Origin of the sequence: Mesorhizobium sp. WSM3626, from assembly GCF_000513935.1 — a bacterium.
Taxonomy (GTDB): Bacteria; Pseudomonadota; Alphaproteobacteria; order Rhizobiales; family Rhizobiaceae; genus Mesorhizobium; species Mesorhizobium salmacidum.
This window is the reverse complement of sequence record NZ_AZUY01000051.1, coordinates 1-18,743: the sequence shown is the minus strand read 5'-3', so window position 1 is coordinate 18,743 and position 18,743 is coordinate 1. Positions and strand designations below refer to the sequence as shown.

Here is an 18,743-nt window from a genome sequence, read left to right as displayed (position 1 = left end):
TGCGACTGCTTGCCGCGCAACAGGGCCATTCGATCTTTTTGGCCTATGCGTCGCCTTGCTGCCGGCGTCCGCGATCACATGACAGTTTTGTTAAGAAATGCGTCAGTTCAATCAATTTCGTTCCACTATTGATCTAGATCAACCGAGCGTCTGGTCACGGCTGACATTGCTGCCGCGCACGAATTTCGGATTTCAAGGAGAGCATGATGAGAGACTGGATAAGGCCGCGACACGGAATTACACTAGGCATCGCCCTTGTCCTGACAGGGCTGCAGCAGGCCGTGGCAGCGGATGTAGAAGTGGAGTGTGTGATTCAGAACACGGTCGACGTGGTCGAACCTAGCCCTTGGCAAGTTCGCTTGCGTGCGCTTGGGGTGATCACGGACGATAAGGGTAACGTCAACGGAATTCCCGGCTCCGGCCTCTCTTATTCGGATACGGTGATTCCGGAATTGGACTTTACTTACTACTTCACCGACAATCTCGCCGCTGAACTCGTACTCGGCACTACCTCCGCCAATATCTACGGTGAGGGAACGATCGGTAAGCTGAGCAAGATCGGCAAGACTTGGGTGCTGCCGCCGACCCTCACGCTGCAATACCACTTCACCCAATTCGGCGCTTTCAAGCCCTACGTCGGCGCGGGGGTAAACTACACGGTCTTTTATAACCAGGTGACTGGCAGTGCTGACGCTCTCGACGTCAAGAACACATTCGGCGGGGCTGTGCAGGTCGGCTTCGACTACACAGTGGATCAGCATTGGGGCGTCAATTTCGACGTCAAGAAGCTCTTTCTCGCGCCGAAATTTGACGCAGTGGTCGACGGCACGAACGTGACGGGGAGGGCCAAGCTCAATCCTTGGCTGATCGGCACAGGCGTCACCTACCGCTTCTGACAATTCAATCCAAGGCGGCGCCACGTCCCNAAATGGTGCCGCCAAGCCCTTCTTGATCGCCTGATGCGCACGCACCGGCGTTCGCGATGAGCCCACCGAGCCGCCTCGTGCGCGACGGCGAGCAGCGTACAGCCGTCTCTCACGCTCATGGCAATGCTCGCAAATTTCATCCGCACAAACGCTCATCCTGCAGTTTCGAAAAACGGACTCTCGGCGCAGCGCCGATTTCGGAAAGACGCAAGATTCTCGGATCGCGGCATCAATGTAAGCGCGAAAGGATTTTATTAAGCTCCATCATCGACGTATCCTCCTCCTTGAAATTCTGCTGACTCGGATTCATGGCCAAGCGACCAACGATTGTGGATCTCGCCCGCGAAGCCGGAGTCAGCGTGGCGACCGTTGACCGGGTTTTGAACGCCCGCCATCCAGTCCGGAAGCAGACTGCGCTGCGGGTCTACGAAGCGGCCAATGCAATTGGCTATCACGCGGCCGGCCGTGTCGAGCGGCGTGCGAACCCGGGTCAGCCGCGCTATCAGCTTGGCTTTGTCCTCAGAACACCGGCACAGCATTTCTACCAAGACTTCGCGCGCGAAATCGAAGCGGCAGTCAATGCGTCAGAGGCCTTCCACGGCACCTCGCTTATCGAATTCGTGCCATCGCATGTGCCAGGCGACCTGATCGCACGCCTCCAGAAGCTTGGGAGCCACTGCCACGCGATCGCCATGGTGGCGCCGGACCATCCGACGATCACGGCGGCCGTCGAAGAACTCAAAGCGAAGGGCATCCCAGTTTTTTCGCTGCTTTCCGATTTCGCCGCCGGCGTCCGCGAGGGTTACGTCGGCCTGAACAACCGCAAGGTCGGGCGGACAGCCGCCTGGATGTTCTCCAAAGCCGCAAAACGGCAGGGCAAAGTGGCGGTCTTTGTGGTCAGTGAGCGCTACCAGGCTGACGAGCTTCGGGAAATCGGCTTTCGCTCTTATTTTCGTGAGAGCGCGCCGATGTTCGACGTGTTTGACATACCCATGAGCCTCGAGACACGACGGATCACCTACGAGGCAACACTGGATGTGATCCAGAGTGAGCCCGAGCTCGTCGGCTTCTATGTCGCCGGCGGCGGCATGGAGGGCGCAATCTCGGCGATCAGAGAAGAAGGCAAAGACAGGGACATTGTCGCCATCGTCAACGAGATCACGCCGGAGTCACGGGCCGCTCTCGCCGATGGCCTCATCACGATGGCGCTCGCCACGCCATTGCGTCGGCTTTGCCGGGAGCTGATGACGCTGATGGCCCAGGCCATCGAAACCGGTTGCGCGACCACTCCGGGGCAGACATTTCTTCCGTTCGACATCTATCTCCCTGAAAATATATGAAGATAATACGATCTTGCCGACGTAGCGGTCGTGGTATCGCAACAGAGCCGTGCCCATCCTATCTCGAGGCCGGTTCGGCTAGCTCCCTTTGAGCCCAGCTCTGAGGCCTCAGCCGGCTGCGGGCGAACGGCTCTGAGTCCGGCCGAAGTCGATGCTCAACTCCTCGGTCCGCAGCCTAGCAGGGCCTTGCCGAAGCAGTCGGGTGAGATCCCCGGCGACCCTCTGTCAGCACGATCCTTCCGGCGGGTGAGGGCGGCGGCTCCTGGCCAGTGCATCTGGGTTCCAAGCATGCAGTTACGAGTCTTCCAGCCCAGCCCATTTTCTATGCGGCCGCAGCCCCGACAAACAGGAAGAGGCGTCTCGTGCAGCCCCGTTTCGGCTGTTGATGACGGCTCCGCGTAAGCCACTTCCGTCTGTCGGGCCGCTTCGCGACGATGTCCGGCTCTGACGCAGCCGGTGCAATCTACCCGGCTTTCCACTGGCGCATTTCTCTTGTATTTCACAAGCCGGTACCCATTTGGGGCGACATTAGTTCGGCCGGCGAATGATCCGGTTGATTGCGGTAATGGAGGATAGCTTGGACGAGCAGGATCCGAAGGAAGAGCCGATCGAGACAATGTTCCGCAATGGCACCATCACCGTCGTCGGCATCCTGCTCGCATTCTCGTTGGGCTTCGTCACGCACTGGGCGGCGAACCCGGTGCCGTGGCAACTGCATGATCTTTTCGCCGTCGTACCGATCCTGGGCGGCATCGTGCTGCAGATGCGGGCGCTTTCCATACTGCTCGACGTCGGTTCGCTACGCCGGCCGGTTTTCGACCGCGCTAACCGCATCTTCATGTTCGGCCTCGTCCTCACCGCATGCGGCGTCGGACTGGCAATCCTGCTCGACGTGTTCGAAATGTCCGTTAGAAGCACACTGCCAGCACGCTAAGAGGTTAAGCCTCCGATAGCGTCAGTCCGGATCCCTAGTCCGCGCAAAGCATCTGTTAATGCGATCCTGGCGTAAGGCTAAGCTCTTTCCCAGCTATACCCGTTCATTTGTCCTCACCTGATTTCGATAGGTGGCGTGAACTCTCCAACCCCACTGCTAACTAGGGCCTGGCCGACCTCGCACCACACGGCGCACCAATCCGGCCATGCGCACAACACCAGGCTCGCTGGCCGCGCCGGCTGCCGGCGCGACCTCACCAAACGGCCGAGACGCCCAACAAATCGGCACCGGCGAGGCGAGGCTCAAGGGAAGACGAACAGCCGGTGAGCTCGGTTATCAGTTCAGAATCGGTCGTGCGCGGCTGCCGGCCGAAGCATTTCGTGATCTGAGGCAATTGGTGCGGGAGCTTCAGCGATACCAGCAAGGCCCGCTCGTCGTCGCGTATACAGATGGTCTTGGGAATCTGACGCGGCTGGGTCACATCCGATTTAGATGCATGGCAAACGACCGGGCCATGGGCCGGGTGCTGTCCTGAACGATCGTCGAGCAAGGGGCAAGCCCCCCAAGTTCTCCAGGCCTTCGGGCTTTCATGATGGCGCGCATTCCCCGCAAGGATGGAGATCATCTCTTCTTTGTTACGAATGAAATATGCTCGGCGCTACAAATGAAACCCATTTCCCTTAGACAGCTGCACAGATGAATGGCAAATGTACCAACGAATGCGGAGAGAATATGGCGCCAGATACCGCGATCTCTTGAGGATCTTAGAAGAGGTCACTGGGCCGAAGACAAATGTCGGTTTGTGATTTGTCCAAAGTCTCTGGAAAGACATCCGGAAGAGGAAAAAATGAATAAGTTATTCACCAAGCTTGACTGCGGAAAAGTCTGCTCGATTGCCTGCACTGCGGCGTTCGTGACTCTAATTTTCGCCACTCCAAGCGCCGCTCAGGATTTCAACGGTGTGACGTCATTTCTTGACGCGATTGTGGCAGCGATCACCGGACCGATTGGCGTTGCGATCTCTGCCCTGGCTGTCATCGCCGTCGGCTTTTCATTCATGACCGGCCGGATGGACTGGACGTTCGCGGTGTCCGTTATCGTTGGCATCGCGATCGTCTTTGGCGGCGCTAGTTTTGTCCATGGCCTGAGCCCAAAATAATCTCGGTCCGGCGCCGTCGCCTGCTCATTTTCTGGAAGGCCGCGGGGTGCCTCGCGGTCCCAATGGAGTACAGACCATTCAACGTACAACGCTTTTCATAGGCCTGACGCGAGAGGTCGCCTTTGCGGGGTTGCCGATCACATATCTGGTCGTTCTCATATGTGCCGTCATGCTGGGCTTCCTCATCACCCAATCATTCATCTACCTGGCGGTGGTGGGTAGTATTGGTTACGGCGCGCTGCGTGCCCTTGCCGCCCATGATCCAAAAATAATCGATGTCTTCATCGCAACCGTGCAAAGCACGCGGATGAGCGCGGCACTGTTGAAAGGCGAAGGACTGGTCTACCGTGCTTGAGGCATCTCCCCGTCGGGCGATGCCACAAGGCGATCCCAAAACCGACCAACTTGCCAGCCAACTACCATATCTGAGCAGCGTGGACGACGTCACCCTGATGTTGCGGGACGGCGATCTAATGGGCGCTTTTGTCGTCGAAGGCGTCAATGCCGACACAATCGACAGCCGGCAGACAGCGGAGCTGAGTAACGCGTTTTCTCGCTTCATTGCCCAACAGCGCGGGAATGTTGGGTATTACGTTCACCGCATATCCGTTGCCGCTCGGCCCAACTTGCGGGCGATCGAAGGAGATGCGTTCAATGAGGAGATCGACCGGCGCTGGCGGCATTATCTCGAGAACATCGGGCTACGCGATCGCATCACGATGATCACCATGGTGATCCGGCCACCGAAAAAACTGACCAAACTTGTCAATTTGTTTGCCAACAAGGATAGCTACAGTCGTGACGAGGTCGCCGCGCGCGCGGTCCGCCTCGATCAGATGATCACAACCTGCATGGTCAGTCTAAGTGAGGCAAAGCCTCGTCGCCTCACGGTATTGGATGGCCGATGGCTCGGCATGTTGCGCACGCTGACCGACGGATCAAGTGGGCGTCTGATTCCGGGCAAGAGGTTTGTCCCGGTCGCTGATCTCCTGGCAACCTCGACAGTCACGTTCCGCGGCAGGGTCTTCGAGTGTGACCATCCGAACCCCGGCATCAAACGCTACGGCACCCTCGTATCCCTAAAGGATTATCCGACCGAGACCTTTCCCGGAATCCTCGACAGGCTCAACCTACCTTACGATACCGTGGTCTCACAGAGCTTTACTCCAATCGATAACATTGCCGCCCAAGGTAAGATCGCTCGTGTGCGCAAACAGATGAGGGCGGCAGAGGATGCGGCCGTCTCCCTGATGGCTCAACTCGAAATGGCCGAAGACGACGTTGCATCGGGTCGCGTCGTCTTTGGCGACCATCATTGCAGTATTGCGGTGTTCTGCGAAACTCGCGAGGAACTTGAGGAGGCCATGGCGTATGTCACACGCGCCATGCAGGAAGCGGGTGCTGCAATCGTGCGCGAGAGCTTCTCTGCCCGGGCCGTCTATTTCGCCCAGCACCCTGGCAACTTCAGCTACCGCACCCGTGCGGCTATGATCTCCTCTCAGAATTTCGCAGAATTTTGCGCCATGCACGGCTTGCCGAAAGGCAACCCACCGGAGCGATGTCCTTGGGGCGACTGCGTGACAATCTTCCCGACATCGAGCGGCGAAACGTTCCGTTTCAACTTCCACTTACCAGGCAAACCGGGTCAGCGCACGGTCGCTCACACGCTCGTGCTTGGCCAAACGGGGTCCGGCAAGACGCTCGGTGTCGCGTTTCTGCTTAGCCAGGCCCAACGGCTTGGCGCTCGCATGATAATCTTCGACAAGGATAATGGTTTCGAGATGGCGGTCCGCGCCATGGGGGGAACGTATTCCTCCGTGCGTATGGGCCAGGAAACAGGCTTCAACCCTATGCGGGCGGAGGCAGACAACCGCGGCACAGCGTGGCTGTCGGATTGGCTTATGGCATTGGCCAGCAATGAAGGAGGACAACTAAATCCGGTACAGGTTCAGGCCCTGAATGATGCCGTTCAGGCCAACGCGACAGCCGACCCTCGCCTCCAGAATTTCGAACAGTTCCGTAGCCAGCTGCGTGCGACGGACGACGATGGCGATCTCCATAACCGGCTTGGCCGGTGGGACGAAACCGGCCAGTTCGGCTGGCTGTTCGGCGGCAAGGAGGTCGATACGCTCGCTTTCGACAGTCGGATCACCGCATTTGACCTTACCGAAATTTTCGATAATGACGGCGTCCGCACAGCGTGGCTGAGCTATATCTTCCGGCGCGTGGAACGGCTGGTAGAAGACGAAGTTCCAACCCTGCTCGTCCTTGATGAAGCCTGGAAACTGCTCGACGATCCGTATTTCGAGCTGCGCCTCAAGGACTGGATGCTAACGATGCGCAAGAAAAACGTTGCGGTCGTTCTCCTGACCCAGCGCGTGTCACACCTCATCAACAGCGCCGCCGGCGACGCCATATTGGAGAGCGCCGCCACGCGTCTGATCTACCCCAGCTCCTACAATACCGAAGCCGAGCTCGCACCGCTCAACCTGACGCCCACGGAGAGCGCGTTCCTTCAGACAAGTAACGTTGGAAACCATCTCGTGCTGTTGAAATCGGGTGGTGACAGCGTCGTTCTCGACTTCGCGCTTGGGGCGATCGGTAGGGGGATCGATGTTCTGGGAGGCGGACGCGGGCAAAACGCGCCTGCAGAATGGCGCAATGTGCCTAATTTTCAAATGGAGATGCTGAAATGAGGAGGTCCCTGATCTGTCTCACATTGATACTCGTCCCCCTTACCGCCTGCCAATCGGTCCCGCCGATGCGGGAGAACAATTGCGTCTGCACCTGGGAAACCCTTGACCGTCAAGCGGAAGGAGCCGTGACATGAAACAACCATTCAAGGCTGTGGCTGGCCTTCTGCTCGGGGCCGGTCTGCTGCTTCACGAGGCTTACGCCCAAGAAACCGCGATCGCGCCTGTGCCGCTGCCTCCCATCGCAACGCTGCCTGCGGCGCCCGACGGCGCGCAGGCAAGCTACGACCAGAACGCTGTCGAGTTGCTGACATATATGGTTGAGCTGTCCCGGCTGATGGGCGGGGGCACCACGCAATTGCTCACGTCGGCGCACGTAGCCGAAAAGCTGCTAATCGGGATCCAGGATGCGGCTCAAATGCAGCTTGCTGCCATATCTGGCCCAAAGCCGTTCCCGCAGAGCAACAGCGAGGCAGACGTCGCGGCCCGCAAGGCAGGGCAAGGGCCTTGGGAAATGGCGAACGCTGCCTTGAACGGAGAGACGGTTGGCTCCGATGGAATTCAGGCAGCGCTGATCAAAATTCGCAAGCTATACCGCTTGGACGACGCATTTGCCTTACGCAACGACAAGCTCCTCAGCAACGTCATGGTCGCTCATTCAGCGGCTCAAGGCGCTGTCGCTGCGTCTGCCGCGGAGGACTCCTACAGGCGCGCCAACGACAGCATGGGCAGGATCAATGATTATGTCACAGCGCTCAGCACCAGCAGTGACTTGAAAACCAGCGTCGACATCAACACACGCGTGATGATCGAAGTCGCCCAGCAGCTGAACGAAACGCTTCGCACCCAAGCGGCGATCGCCTCGGTGGCAGGAACCTACCTCATGTCGGTCGGCGCCGAAGCCGCCGAACCGGACACGGTCAAAAACCTGTTTGGCGACTTTAACCGGTAATTATCATGGGTATCATTTCGACAGTTGCCCACACGATTGACGGCGCCCTCGTTGATTATGCGGAGACAATTTTCGTTGGAGTTGCTGACCCAATCAGAACGCTGCTTGCCGCCGTAGCTCTGATCGCGCTGTTGTTCATCGCGGTGAATCACATAACGCAATTCAAACCCGTGAACTATTCGATATACCTGCTGTGGGGGCTGCGTTATATACTGATATATTCTTTCGCGACCATGTGGGTGAATTTCCATGGCATTTATACTGTCCTGGTGGATGTGCCCAGCGACTACACTGCCATTATGCTACGCGGAGCGGCAAAGCAAATCCCGACAAAGAATAAGAATGTCCTCGATCCTGAGCGAATAACCGACACGTATTCTGCAATGGACGAGTTCGCCCACGCGATTTTCGAAATCAGCGGACACTACCTTTCGAATATTCCGGTCTTCAAGGTCGGCAAGGCACTCCGAAACGTCTTTATGGGTGTGCTCATTCTGATCGTTGGCGCTTTTTTTACCGCCGCATGCGCTATTATTGTCCTCATCGCAAAAGTAGGCTTCGCAGTGTCGATCAGCTTGGCGCCTCTGGCCATTATCATGCTGATGATGCCTCAAACCAGGCAACATTTCGAGAGCTGGACGCGCTTTACAATGGGCTTCGTGATTGTCCCGTTGCTCACCAGCGCACTGATGACTGTTGTTCTGTATGTCGCCGCCCAAATCCTGGCGAACGACGAGGGCGGATTCGAGTTCCCGACAATCATGATCGCCGTGACGGTTCTCCTGTTCATGGTCCCGACGATGGCAAGCACCCTAGCTTCTGCATCGGTCTCGGCCGTCGGCGCCGGGGCAGTGGGGGCCGTAGCTGGCATGGCTAAGAGTGCTCACAATAGCCTTCGCGCCTCAAACCGGTGGTTGGCAGATGGCGCAATGGCGGCAAGCACCGCGCGGGGCGCTGGCGCTTCGGTGGGCGGAGCGACGATGTCGGCGGTAAGATCGATGCACCAAAGCGCACACGTCCGGAGGCAGCGTTGGGATGATTTTCTTGCTCGCGGCATGATCGGACATTCCTCGCCGAAACCGGGTGGCAGGGGGGCCGCAGCCGACAGTTCTTCCGGTGGCGCCTCCCGCTCAGACGGCAACGGGGCCCTGTCCCCTGAGCAGGCCAATCTCTACCGCTGAAACGCACGCACACCAGAATAGGAGGGACGCGTGGCTGAACATGCAACGCAGCATGCATTCGAAGACGAGCTTTTCTTCAACCTTCGCGATCAGCGCAACAATTGGGCAAGAATTGCAGTTTGTGCCACCTCCGCAAGCCTTTTGTCGCTGGTAGCTCTCGTCATCGTACTGCCGCTCAAGGAAACCAAGCCGTATGTGGTGATGGTCGATAAAACCACCGGCGAGGCTGAAAAGATCGTCCAGGTCCGGCCTGCCTCACTCGAACAGCAGGAGGCTGTCCTTCAGGCAGAACTTGTTTCCTATGTTGTCGACCGCGAGACTTACGATCCAGCCGATAACAGGACTCGAATTCCAGACGTCATGGAGCGTTCATCGGACAACGCCGCGCAAACTCTCGCCCAGACCTGGCGCTCGGATTCGCCTCAATATCCGCCCAAAATCTACGGCAATGAGGTTCGGGTGCGTGTTGTGGTCAAATCTATCTCCTTGACCCCTTCGGACCGCCGCGACGTGACGGATCTCGCTCGTGTGCGCGTCATCAAGCATCGAGAAGAAAAGGGGCACGACACGGTCGAGCGCAGTTATGTGGTCACCGTGGGCTATCAGTTCAAACCAAAGGTAAATGCCACTTTGGAGTCTGTGTGGAAAAACCCGCTTGGCTTCAATGTTGTGGCCTACCGGATCGACGCGGAAGCCGCTAATTAAACATGCAATTTACCGAGATAAAAATGCTAAAGACCTTATCATTGTCACTTCTTATCAGCGCAGGACTTATGACAGCCGTCATGGCCGAGCAATCGCCTGTTGGATTTGCGGCCGATGCACGGATAAAGCGTTATGTGTACGACGAGCACAACGTATACAAGCTTAGCCTATATTTGAAATCGGTCACAGCGATCCAATTTGACGCCGGGGAGAAAGTAGAGTCGATCCTCATCGGAGACAGCGCGTCTTGGCAAGTGATCAAGCTGAAGATGGGCAACGTGGTCAGCCTGAAGCCCATTATCGACCAAGCCCTGACAAATATGACCATCTACACTGACCAGCGCGTTTATACGTTCGAGCTACGATCAGTCGGCGAGATAAAGGCGGGCATGAAGGCGGGTGCCGCGCAAGCGTTCCGGATCGTCTTCACCTATCCAGAGCAGTCCAGGGCGCCGGACAAGAGCCTTGCCCGTGGCGGACCGGTAAATCACAACTACATGGTCTCGGGCCATGCCCGGTTCCGTCCTCTCGCCGTAACAGACAATACACTGCAGACAACTTTCGTGCTGCCCAAGGGCGCACCCCGGCCCGCAATCTTCAGTGTCGGCAATCATCGCGAGGAAAAGCTGGTCAATTCGCGCACTGACGATGACCGTGTCATCGTCGACGGGACCAGCGACTATTGGGTGATGAGAATCGGCGATGACGCTGTCTGTGTCGGCAAGACAGACGCTGTGCAATCGCAAAAAAACAAGTGAGGAAAGGATTGGGACGTGCCGGATAGGTCGAGCGATATTGACACTCGACAAGATCGCCCTGCCGCTGATGCCTCTGTTGATGTGGACCGCGATAAACGCGTTGAAGAACGCCGAGCTCGCCACATTGCGCAATCTGAGCGTCAAAGTGTCGGCTGGGTTATGCTGGCCGGCATGTTGCTGTTTGGTATCGCCGCTGCTTGTGCCATTGCTGTTGGACCAACTCGAGCGCTGAACGCAGTTGGGTTTGGCGGCGAGGATGAGCAGAAGACCTCCCAGATCAATTTGGAAGTGGACCGCGCGATCCCGAACGAACAGCGGCTTGATATTCCAGCTGCCGAGGCGCCTGCGGGAACTGATCCAAGGCCCAGTCCCAACGCCGAGACGAACAAGCAGCTCGAAGAACTGCGCAAGGAAATCATTGCCGAAGCGAGGGCCAACAAAGGCTCAGACATTTCGCTTGCTGAGGTCCAGAAACTGCTCGAGCGGTACAACAAAGAGATAACGCAGAGGCTCCAGGACGAGCGCGAGAAGCGGAACCTGGAAGACGCACGACTCCGTGCCGAGGCGTCGCGTTTGGAAGAAGAGCGCGCACGTTCCGAGGAGGCCGCCAAGCTCGACGTCGAGAGGCGCCGTCAACTGGACGAGATTGCGACCAAGCAACGGGAATCGACAGGCGTTGTCGTCGATGAATCTGGAGCGGGCGTGGCTTTAGCCGAAGATGCGCGACAAGGGTCCCAAGACCTGAGCGCAAACGATCGTTTTCTAGCCTCTGCCGCCGGCTCGGAGGTAAAAACGTCGGTGTCTCGTGCTCTCCCTGCTCCTTCACATACGGTCGTGCAGGGCACCATAATCTCTGCGGTGCTTGAAACGGCAATTGATACTGAACTGCCGGGAAATATCCGCGCCCAAGTGATCGAGCCGGTCTTCTCCTTTGACGGTTCTCGCATTCTGCTGCCGGCGGGGACCAGCCTGATCGGCACCTTCAGTAATCGGGTGGATGTTGAGCAAAAGCGCGTGCTCATCGCCTGGAACCGAGCAGTCACTCCCGATGGCCAATCAATTGCCCTGGGCTCTACAGGGGCGGACCTGCTTGGTCGCGCGGGCACCGAAGGTAACGTGGACAACCGCTATGTAAAGAAAATAGGTGCAGCTGTCCTCATCAGCGCGATCACCGCTCTGCCCTCGATCATTCCCGGACTGACCAGCAGCAACAAGTCCTCCAGAGAAGGTGGTGCGACCATCAATATTGGGGGTGCCGGATCAGGAAATAGCGATGCTGGTGGCCAGACCGCATCTAAGATCGCTGGGGCACTCAGCGATCAAGGTGAGGATATCTTGAACAAATATCTCTCCCTCCCTCCCATCGTTCGTGTCCCTCAGGGCGAGGAAATTCGAGTCTTTGTCAATCAGGATCTCATTATCCGATGAATGACCACCAGCCCAGCCGCGATATCTCATATGTGGAGCAGTACCTGGGCCCGCTTCGAGACTACCTGGTCAATGACAATATCAATGAATTGGCGATCAATCCGAACGGGTCCATTTTCGTGGAGGCGGCCGGAGCGCTACACATGCAGGAGATCGACGTGGCCTTGCCGCCTCGTGCCATCAAGCGGCTTGGAGCACAGCTGGCAGGAGAGACCCGCAACGTCCTTGGGCCCGATCATCCGATCGTCTCCGGTCGAGTCGTGGTTTGGGGGAATTCGTTGCGTGTGCAGCTCGTAGTCGAACCTGCCGTCGAAATGGGCGTGTCCCTGACCATCCGTAAATATCTGAAGCGGACTTTGGACTGTGCCAAGATAGACTTCATCGACGGCGGCCAGATCACAGTGGATGCCAACCGCCGCGAGCGACACCGGGCAATTATGGAAATGGCCAGCGTCGGCAATTTGCATCATCTGTTTCGACAGGCCATCGATGAGAGATTCAACATTCTCATTTCGGGCGGCACCTCCTCCGGCAAGACCACAGTCGCGCGTGCCTTGCTGGCCATGTCAGACCCTGCCGAGCGGATCATCACCATCGAAGACGCACAGGAGCTTAACCCGCCTCACAAGAACCAAGTGGGGCTAATCGCAGATCGTAACGAGAGTTCCGCTCGCCGCCCATCGAGACTCTTGGAAAGCTGCCTGCGAATGCGCCCTGACCGCATCATCCTTGGCGAAATCCGCGGCATTGAGGCTTATGATTTTCTTGAGGCGATCAACACCGGCCACCCAGGTTCGATATCGACTATCCACGCAGACAGTCCCGAACTTGCTTTCGACAGGCTCGCACTCATGGTGATGCGCTCTGGCGTGCAGATGTCCCATTCGGACGTTGCCAACTATGCGAAAAAGACGATTGACCTGGTCATTCAGGTCGGCCGCCGGCAGGGCAGGCGCGGCGTACTGGAAATTCACCTGCCCTCGCAGAATTAGACTAGGCGTGAATCGCCCAAATGGGGATGGCCAGATCAGGATCTGCGTGCCAACGTCAACTGCCGTCCAGGGGTCGATCAGATCCTTGGAGCTTGGCGACTTTCGTCGTGGTTCGATCTTGGGGGCACGAAGGTGCAAGCGCCTGAACAGCAACGCTTGCCTGACGATCGGATGCCGCCTAGCCATCCAAAAATCAAAACCGCCGGCGGCGGTGCCAGCCACGCTCAGCGGTTTTTTTCTGCGTGCTCAATTGCCGATCCGCCCTACGGGTGTGTGCATATGCAGACGTTCTAAGTAGCTCATCCATGTCAAAAGGCCCCGGTGCAGACCAAAGCGCCAGGGCTTTCCTTGTGGGCTAGCTCGAGGACGTTGTTTAGGCTGTTCGCGGCGTAGCCTCGATCGAACTGCTGCTCGCCCATCGCGAGGGTCGACGCTCCGGAGCTTTCTCTTTGACGCGACCGGTCGGCGGCTCGCCCGACCATTACTCAGGAAGACCGGCGTTGGGCAACCGTTTCGGTCGTCGCTTATAGAGCCGGCGACTGTCCGCACAACGAAAGCTGGGATGGTGGCCCGCCTACGAGTTACGGTTTCGAATGAAGGGAAGCGGCGACATTGGTGTCGTGTCAGCACGCACCGTCTGGCACCCATCTTGCACGACCATTTCATCTTGGGAGAAGATGGAATGGTGTTTATCCAATTGCCTGCTCGACAGAGATTTGACGTTTCAGCGTCGCCACAGCCAAGCTGTTCAGGAAGGGCTCCTGGGTCAAGTCCGTCACGACATTCACATGTCGGTACGGTGAAAACGACCGGCTCTCTTTGCTTGTGATCTTCAGGCTGAGCCTCCAGCTGATTGGAGTCGAGCACCGTTCCAGAAACCGCTCGGCGATCATCTGGTTAGGTTTACAGTGCAAGCCGCTGGCGCCTCCAAACAGGGCCGACGAATCTCAGAATGCCCTGAGAACACTGCGTACCCGATATAGGCGTTTGCGCAGAAGCTAATGAAGGACTTTGAAACGTGACGCTCAGAATTGGTGTAGATATTGGCGGCTCATTCGCTGATTTCGCAGTATTGGACAGCCAAACGCGCAGCGTTCGTACACTCAAGGTTTTCTCTCGGCCCGATAGCCCGGGCACCGAGGTCCTCGACGGCATGCGAATGTTGGAGGACCGCTATGGCATCCGCCCCGAGGACGTGGATTATTTTACGCACGGGACCACAGTTGGCGTGAACGCCGTCGTCCAACGCAAGGGACTGCGCCTGGGATTGATCACAACCAAGAACTTTGAGGACGTGCTGGACCTGGCACGGCTGAAAAGCCCCGATATGTACCACCTCTTGTCAACCAGGCCGCAGCCACTCGTGCCTCGCGATCGCGTATTTGGTGTCGTCGAACGGCTGAATTTCGATGGGACGATTGAGATCGCAGTCGATGAAGCAAGCGTGCTCAAGGCACTCAAATCAATCGAGGCCGCACAATGCGAGGGAGTTGTCGTGTCGCTCCTGCATGCCTACCGCAACCCTGTGCATGAGCAAGCTGTCAAGGCGATCCTGCTCCACGCGCGCCCCGATCTGTTTGTCTCCTGCTCGCACGAAGTCTGGCCCATTATCCGCGAGTACGAGCGAACGTTGACGAGCGTGATTGGCGGTTACGTTCAGCCACGCGTCTCTCACTACCTTACTTGTCTGCAGGACGCTTTGACAAAGACAGGCGTCTCAGCGGGGCTGAAGGTTACGAAATCCAATGGCGGCATCATGAGCGCCGAGCACGGCAAATCGAACTGCGTGCAGATGATCCTGTCGGGAACCGCCTCCGGAGTGATCGGCGCTGCCTATGTTGCACAGCAATGCGGTATCCAGAACTGTATGAGCCTGGACATAGGCGGTACTACAGCCGATGTCGCTCTGATCGTCGATGGCCAGCCACAGTTCACCACAGGTGAGTACATTGGCGATTTCCAGATCCACATCCCGTCTGTGTCAGTCACCTCCATCGGCGACGGCGGTGGTTCGGTGGCTTGGGTCGACGAATTCGGTGTCCTGAAAGTTGGACCGGACAGCGCGGGCTCAAACCCGGGACCGGTCTGTTATGGGCGCGATGGAACACGTGCGACAATCACGGACGCATTCGCGGCGCTCGGGATCCTTGGCCAGTCCGAGCTCGCCTACAATACGGTGACGGTGGACCGCGAAGCGGCAACTCAGGCGATCGAGAAACTCGGTGCCAGCATCGGGCAAGACGGGTACCAGACAGCCGAGGCGATTATCAAGGTTGCAGTCTCAGGTATGTACGCCGGGGTAAGCCGGCTTGTGTCGCGCTTTGGTATTGATCCACAAGTGTTCTCGCTGTTGCCCTTTGGTGGAGCTGGGCCGATGCTCGCCTGCTATTTGGCGCGCACGCTCAACATGAAAGAAATAGTCGTACCCATAATACCCGGCGTTTTGAGTGCTCTTGGCGGACTTATCGCCGACACAAAGAACGATTTTATCAAGACCACTTACTGCACGCTCGATACTGATGCGTTGAGTCGGCTCGACAAGGATCGGCTGGCACTTGAGCGGCAGGCTCGTGAATGGCTTTGCGAAGAGATCGGTACCGACGAGAGCGCGCGGATTAGCTTGTCGGCCGACATGCGCTACCGCGGTCAATCGTTTGAAATCGACACTCCCCTGTCCGGCTTGTCGTTTGTTGAACAGGGTGCTGAATCGGTTCGGAATGCCTTTCACGAAGCCTACCATAAGCTGTACGGCCATCGAGACGACAAGGGCGTCGTTCAGGTTATCGCTCTGCGACTGGTAATCAGCGCCCCAACACCAAAACCGGACATGCTCAAGATAGTAGAAGACACATCCCAGCCTCGGCCTGCACAAACGATGTGCTGTTATATGGACGGCGAAATCCGGACCGTCCCGGTCTTTGAGAGAACGTCGCTCCGGGGGAAGCAGTGTTTCAATGGGCCTGCCATAGTCGTTCAGGACGACACAACGACCTGCGTGTTGCCCGACTTCATGGTTGCGGTCGACATGTTCGGAAATCTTATCATAAAAGCAGGAGCCCTGAAATGAAGGGTGTCGCTCAACTACGGGATCCATCGGCGAAAGAAGTAAACTGTCCGCCCAGTGACGGAGCGGAGGAGCAAATCCAGCAGTTCGACAAGGCGGAACTGCAAATCTTTGCAAATTACTGCGTGGCCGCCGCCGAGAGCATGGCTTTCGCGCTTATGCGCACGGCGCACTCGACATTCGTTAAGGAGACCGAGGATTTCTCCTGCTCCATAATGACACCTTCGGGCCTAACATTCGCATCGCCTCGAACGCTCGGTGCCACTTGGTATGCGGGACTTGACTATGGTCCATTGCTTGCACTCGTCCAGGAATACAGAGCTGGCGATATCTGGCTCACGAACGACGCTTATAGTGGCTACATCGCCACGCATACACCGGATATCGTAGTCTGGCGACCTGTATTCTATGGCGACAAACTGGTCTGCTTTGTTGGTGGACATATTCATAATACCGACATGGGGGGAGCGGTGCCGGCCTCCCTATCGAGAACTTTGACGGAAATTCACCAGGAAGGGATTCGGTTTCCACCCACTCGAATTGTTCGCGGTGGCGTGATCAATGAGGAGGTATTGGCGCTGATGGCGACAAACGTTCGAGCGCCCGAGCAGAATCGCGGGGACCTCAGCGCGCAATTGGCAAGCCTTGTTATTGGCGAGCGCAAGATCGTTGAAATTGTCGATAGGCTTGGTGCGGACCGTTTCGAGGCAGGAACAAAAGCCCTGCTGGCATATTCCGAACAGCAAGCGCGCGCCGTCGCCAGAACGATCCCTGATGGGGAGTATTTCTTCGACGACTACGCGGATGAAGATTCTGCTGTCAACGGCAAACCCATGCGTGTTGCCCTCACGCTTCGCATCAAAGATGGGCTTCTTGAATTCGACTTCACGGGCAGCGACCCGCAGCTTTCTTCGTCCTTGAATGTTCCTACCGGAGGCCATGAGCGCCACGCACTTGCTCTGGTCGGTTTGAATTACGTGCTCTATTCCCTCAATCCCGACCTGCTTCTAAACGCCGGTATGCTGCGTATCGCGCGCTGTATCCTGCCGGAAGGTACAGTTTTGAACCCTCACCCCCCCGCAGCCGTTGGGATGCGCAGCTTGACCTGCATGGTGCTCCAAGTCGTCGTGTTCGGTGCGTTCGCTCGTGCTGCTCCGGACCGGCTGCCTGCCTGCCCATCATCTGGCATGTCGCTCTTGAACGTGCGCACCATGGGCCATGATGGCCGCACGGTAATGGCGTCCATCGGACCGATTGGAGGCGGTGCAGGTGGGTCGATGTATGCAGATGGTTCCGATGGATCAGGGGCCAATTTCGCCTTCCTGCGAAATACACCCGTCGAAATCAACGAAGCCGAAGTCCCCATCAAGATCCGGCGTTATGGCTTGGTCCGCAACAGCGGTGGTGCTGGGCGCTATCGCGGCGGGTTGGGCACAGTGATGGAATTCCAGGTATTCGCTCCTGATACAATGATTACGGCGCGAAACCGCGATCGCTCATACTTCAGCGCTTGGGGATTGAACGGCGGCCTAGCGGGACGCACTTCCACTTTCACGCGTAATCCTGGCACCCCGCAGGAGGAAGATTTGGGGAACGCCGACCTGGTCTCCTGCATGCCGGGCGATGTGATCCGATGTGCGGGTGCAGGCGGTGGAGGGTACGGCGATCCTAGGACACGGGATCCGGATCGCGTGTTGGCCGATATGCGGTGTGGCTATTTAACGTTAGAAGATGCACGTGAACTTTATGCTGTCGCCGTATCTGAAGGTAAATTAGACAAAGAGAAAACACAGAAGCTGCGTGCACTGAAGGACGTTTCCATCGGCCAGGAACTATTCGACTTTGGAGTTTATCGTCGTGCACACGAACAACGATGGACAAGAGAACGTTATGCAGTGTTAACCGAGCGATTGATCCGGGTTCCAGTGGAATGGCGCTTCTTCCTAAAGCGTCGCGTGTTCGAGATGCTTGATCAACGTATCGCAGACGGAACGGCGACAGATGGCGCCAAGATGATCGATATCCTGTTCGACGAGTTGATAAGCCTCTATCCGCAGGTTGAGGACCATTGCACATGCCTGGTGCGCAACTGCACCGAGACTTGCGTGCGAGCGGGGTCATGCCCACCGCGCTAGGGGAGCCCCCGAGTGCAAGGGTCCCACTGAAGGGGCCGGCGCTCATCGCGTAGGGGCCGCGGCACCGATGGACTTTCGGGGATCTAGCCCCAAGCCGCCGCGACTGGTCTTTTCGCTACGCGACCATGGCTGCGTCGCGCCGCCAATGGGGCGATCGTTCCGCGGAGAGGTCATCAGCCAGGCCGCCTTGGCTGCCCGTTGCCTGTACTAGGGCGTAGTGACGATTTAACGGGTTGGGATTCCCAAGGAAGGGCAAATCAGATTCAACGCTGATTTTTGGAGGTCAGCGATGGACTGCGATGCGCTTCGAGAGGATCAGTGGGAACGGATCAAGGGCTTTGTGCCTGGCGGTACGAAGGGCAAGCGCGGCCCGCGCACCGACAACCGGAAGTTCCTCGATGCCCTGCTGTGGATGGCCCGCTCGGGTGGGCGCTGGCGTGATCTCCCCGAGCGGCTCGGCGACTATCGATCCGTGA

The 18,743-nt window shown here is 57.6% G+C and carries 16 protein-coding genes; 15 read left to right on the top strand and 1 reads right to left on the bottom strand.

Annotation, left to right across the window (positions count from 1 at the left end; all coding sequences use genetic code 11):
• The first annotated feature begins 206 nt into the window (after positions 1–206).
• From M653_RS0126235 to M653_RS0126225, 3 genes are all read left to right on the top strand, one after another.
• Complete coding sequence (locus tag M653_RS0126235; protein WP_156938274.1) at positions 207–896, top strand: OmpW family protein; 690 nt, start codon at positions 207–209, stop codon at positions 894–896.
• A 338-nt stretch (positions 897–1,234) separates the two neighbouring features.
• On the top strand, positions 1,235–2,266 hold the full coding sequence (locus tag M653_RS0126230) for a LacI family DNA-binding transcriptional regulator (RefSeq protein WP_027145992.1): 1,032 nt from the start codon (positions 1,235–1,237) through the stop codon (positions 2,264–2,266).
• Positions 2,267–2,843: 577 nt separating this feature from the next.
• Positions 2,844–3,200 carry a membrane protein gene (locus tag M653_RS0126225; protein ID WP_027145991.1) on the top strand — a complete coding sequence of 119 codons (357 nt, stop codon included), beginning with the start codon at positions 2,844–2,846 and terminating at the stop codon, positions 3,198–3,200.
• Between the two features lie 253 nt (positions 3,201–3,453).
• On the opposite strand, the gene M653_RS0126220 is transcribed toward M653_RS0126225, so the two are convergent.
• Positions 3,454–3,750 carry a hypothetical protein gene (locus M653_RS0126220; RefSeq protein ID WP_156938273.1) on the bottom strand — a complete coding sequence of 99 codons (297 nt, stop codon included), beginning with the start codon at positions 3,748–3,750 and terminating at the stop codon, positions 3,454–3,456.
• Between the two features lie 297 nt (positions 3,751–4,047).
• On the opposite strand from M653_RS0126220, the gene M653_RS01000000133565 reads away from it, so the two are divergent.
• The 12 genes from M653_RS01000000133565 to M653_RS0126150 all read left to right on the top strand — a co-directional run.
• On the top strand, positions 4,048–4,359 hold the full coding sequence (locus M653_RS01000000133565; protein WP_051442809.1) for a TrbC/VirB2 family protein: 312 nt from the start codon (positions 4,048–4,050) through the stop codon (positions 4,357–4,359).
• A 46-nt stretch (positions 4,360–4,405) separates the two neighbouring features.
• Positions 4,406–4,714, top strand: a complete 309-nt coding sequence (locus M653_RS0126210) for a VirB3 family type IV secretion system protein (RefSeq protein WP_245262361.1) — start codon at positions 4,406–4,408, stop codon at positions 4,712–4,714.
• Positions 4,707–7,055: a DUF87 domain-containing protein gene (locus M653_RS0126205; protein WP_245262360.1), complete on the top strand. Its 2,349-nt coding sequence runs from the start codon at positions 4,707–4,709 to the stop codon at positions 7,053–7,055. Before M653_RS0126210 ends, M653_RS0126205 begins: the two co-directional genes overlap by 8 nt.
• Positions 7,056–7,185: 130 nt before the next feature.
• Positions 7,186–8,004 carry a type IV secretion system protein gene (locus tag M653_RS0126200; RefSeq protein WP_027145987.1) on the top strand — a complete coding sequence of 273 codons (819 nt, stop codon included), beginning with the start codon at positions 7,186–7,188 and terminating at the stop codon, positions 8,002–8,004.
• 5 nt (positions 8,005–8,009) lie between these two features.
• The gene (locus tag M653_RS01000000133560; RefSeq protein ID WP_051442808.1) at positions 8,010–9,185 is read left to right on the top strand and encodes a type IV secretion system protein; all 1,176 of its coding nucleotides are present in this window, start codon (positions 8,010–8,012) and stop codon (positions 9,183–9,185) included.
• A 30-nt stretch (positions 9,186–9,215) separates the two neighbouring features.
• Positions 9,216–9,890, top strand: coding sequence for a type IV secretion system protein (locus tag M653_RS0126190; RefSeq protein ID WP_027145986.1), 675 nt, complete (start codon positions 9,216–9,218; stop codon positions 9,888–9,890).
• 80 nt (positions 9,891–9,970) lie between these two features.
• Positions 9,971–10,648, top strand: a complete 678-nt coding sequence (locus M653_RS0126185; protein WP_245262359.1) for a TrbG/VirB9 family P-type conjugative transfer protein — start codon at positions 9,971–9,973, stop codon at positions 10,646–10,648.
• Between the two features lie 15 nt (positions 10,649–10,663).
• The gene (locus M653_RS0126180) at positions 10,664–12,076 is read left to right on the top strand and encodes a TrbI/VirB10 family protein (RefSeq protein WP_245262358.1); all 1,413 of its coding nucleotides are present in this window, start codon (positions 10,664–10,666) and stop codon (positions 12,074–12,076) included.
• Positions 12,073–13,068, top strand: coding sequence for a P-type DNA transfer ATPase VirB11 (gene virB11 / locus M653_RS0126175; protein ID WP_027145983.1), 996 nt, complete (start codon positions 12,073–12,075; stop codon positions 13,066–13,068). The genes M653_RS0126180 and virB11 overlap by 4 nt, the downstream gene beginning before the upstream one ends.
• Positions 13,069–14,086: 1,018 nt before the next feature.
• Positions 14,087–16,135, top strand: coding sequence for a hydantoinase/oxoprolinase family protein (locus tag M653_RS0126160; RefSeq protein WP_027145981.1), 2,049 nt, complete (start codon positions 14,087–14,089; stop codon positions 16,133–16,135).
• Positions 16,132–18,267, top strand: a complete 2,136-nt coding sequence (locus M653_RS01000000133555; protein WP_084636882.1) for a hydantoinase B/oxoprolinase family protein — start codon at positions 16,132–16,134, stop codon at positions 18,265–18,267. The genes M653_RS0126160 and M653_RS01000000133555 overlap by 4 nt, the downstream gene beginning before the upstream one ends.
• 289 nt (positions 18,268–18,556) lie before the next feature.
• On the top strand, positions 18,557–18,743 hold a 187-nt coding region (locus M653_RS0126150; RefSeq protein WP_027145980.1), incomplete at its 3' end, for a transposase.

Excerpts from the sequence above, each read along its gene's own strand:
- M653_RS0126235 (WP_156938274.1), top strand. The coding sequence starts at position 207 with ATGAGAGACTGGATAAGGCCGCGACACGGAATTACACTAGGCATCGCC.
- M653_RS0126230 (WP_027145992.1), top strand. The coding sequence starts at position 1,235 with ATGGCCAAGCGACCAACGATTGTGGATCTCGCCCGCGAAGCCGGAGTC.
- M653_RS01000000133565 (WP_051442809.1), top strand. The coding sequence starts at position 4,048 with ATGAATAAGTTATTCACCAAGCTTGACTGCGGAAAAGTCTGCTCGATT.
- M653_RS0126200 (WP_027145987.1), top strand. The coding sequence starts at position 7,186 with ATGAAACAACCATTCAAGGCTGTGGCTGGCCTTCTGCTCGGGGCCGGT.
- M653_RS01000000133560 (WP_051442808.1), top strand. The coding sequence starts at position 8,010 with ATGGGTATCATTTCGACAGTTGCCCACACGATTGACGGCGCCCTCGTT.
- M653_RS0126185 (WP_245262359.1), top strand. The coding sequence starts at position 9,971 with ATGGCCGAGCAATCGCCTGTTGGATTTGCGGCCGATGCACGGATAAAG.
- virB11 (WP_027145983.1), top strand. The coding sequence starts at position 12,073 with ATGAATGACCACCAGCCCAGCCGCGATATCTCATATGTGGAGCAGTAC.
- M653_RS01000000133555 (WP_084636882.1), top strand. The coding sequence starts at position 16,132 with ATGAAGGGTGTCGCTCAACTACGGGATCCATCGGCGAAAGAAGTAAAC.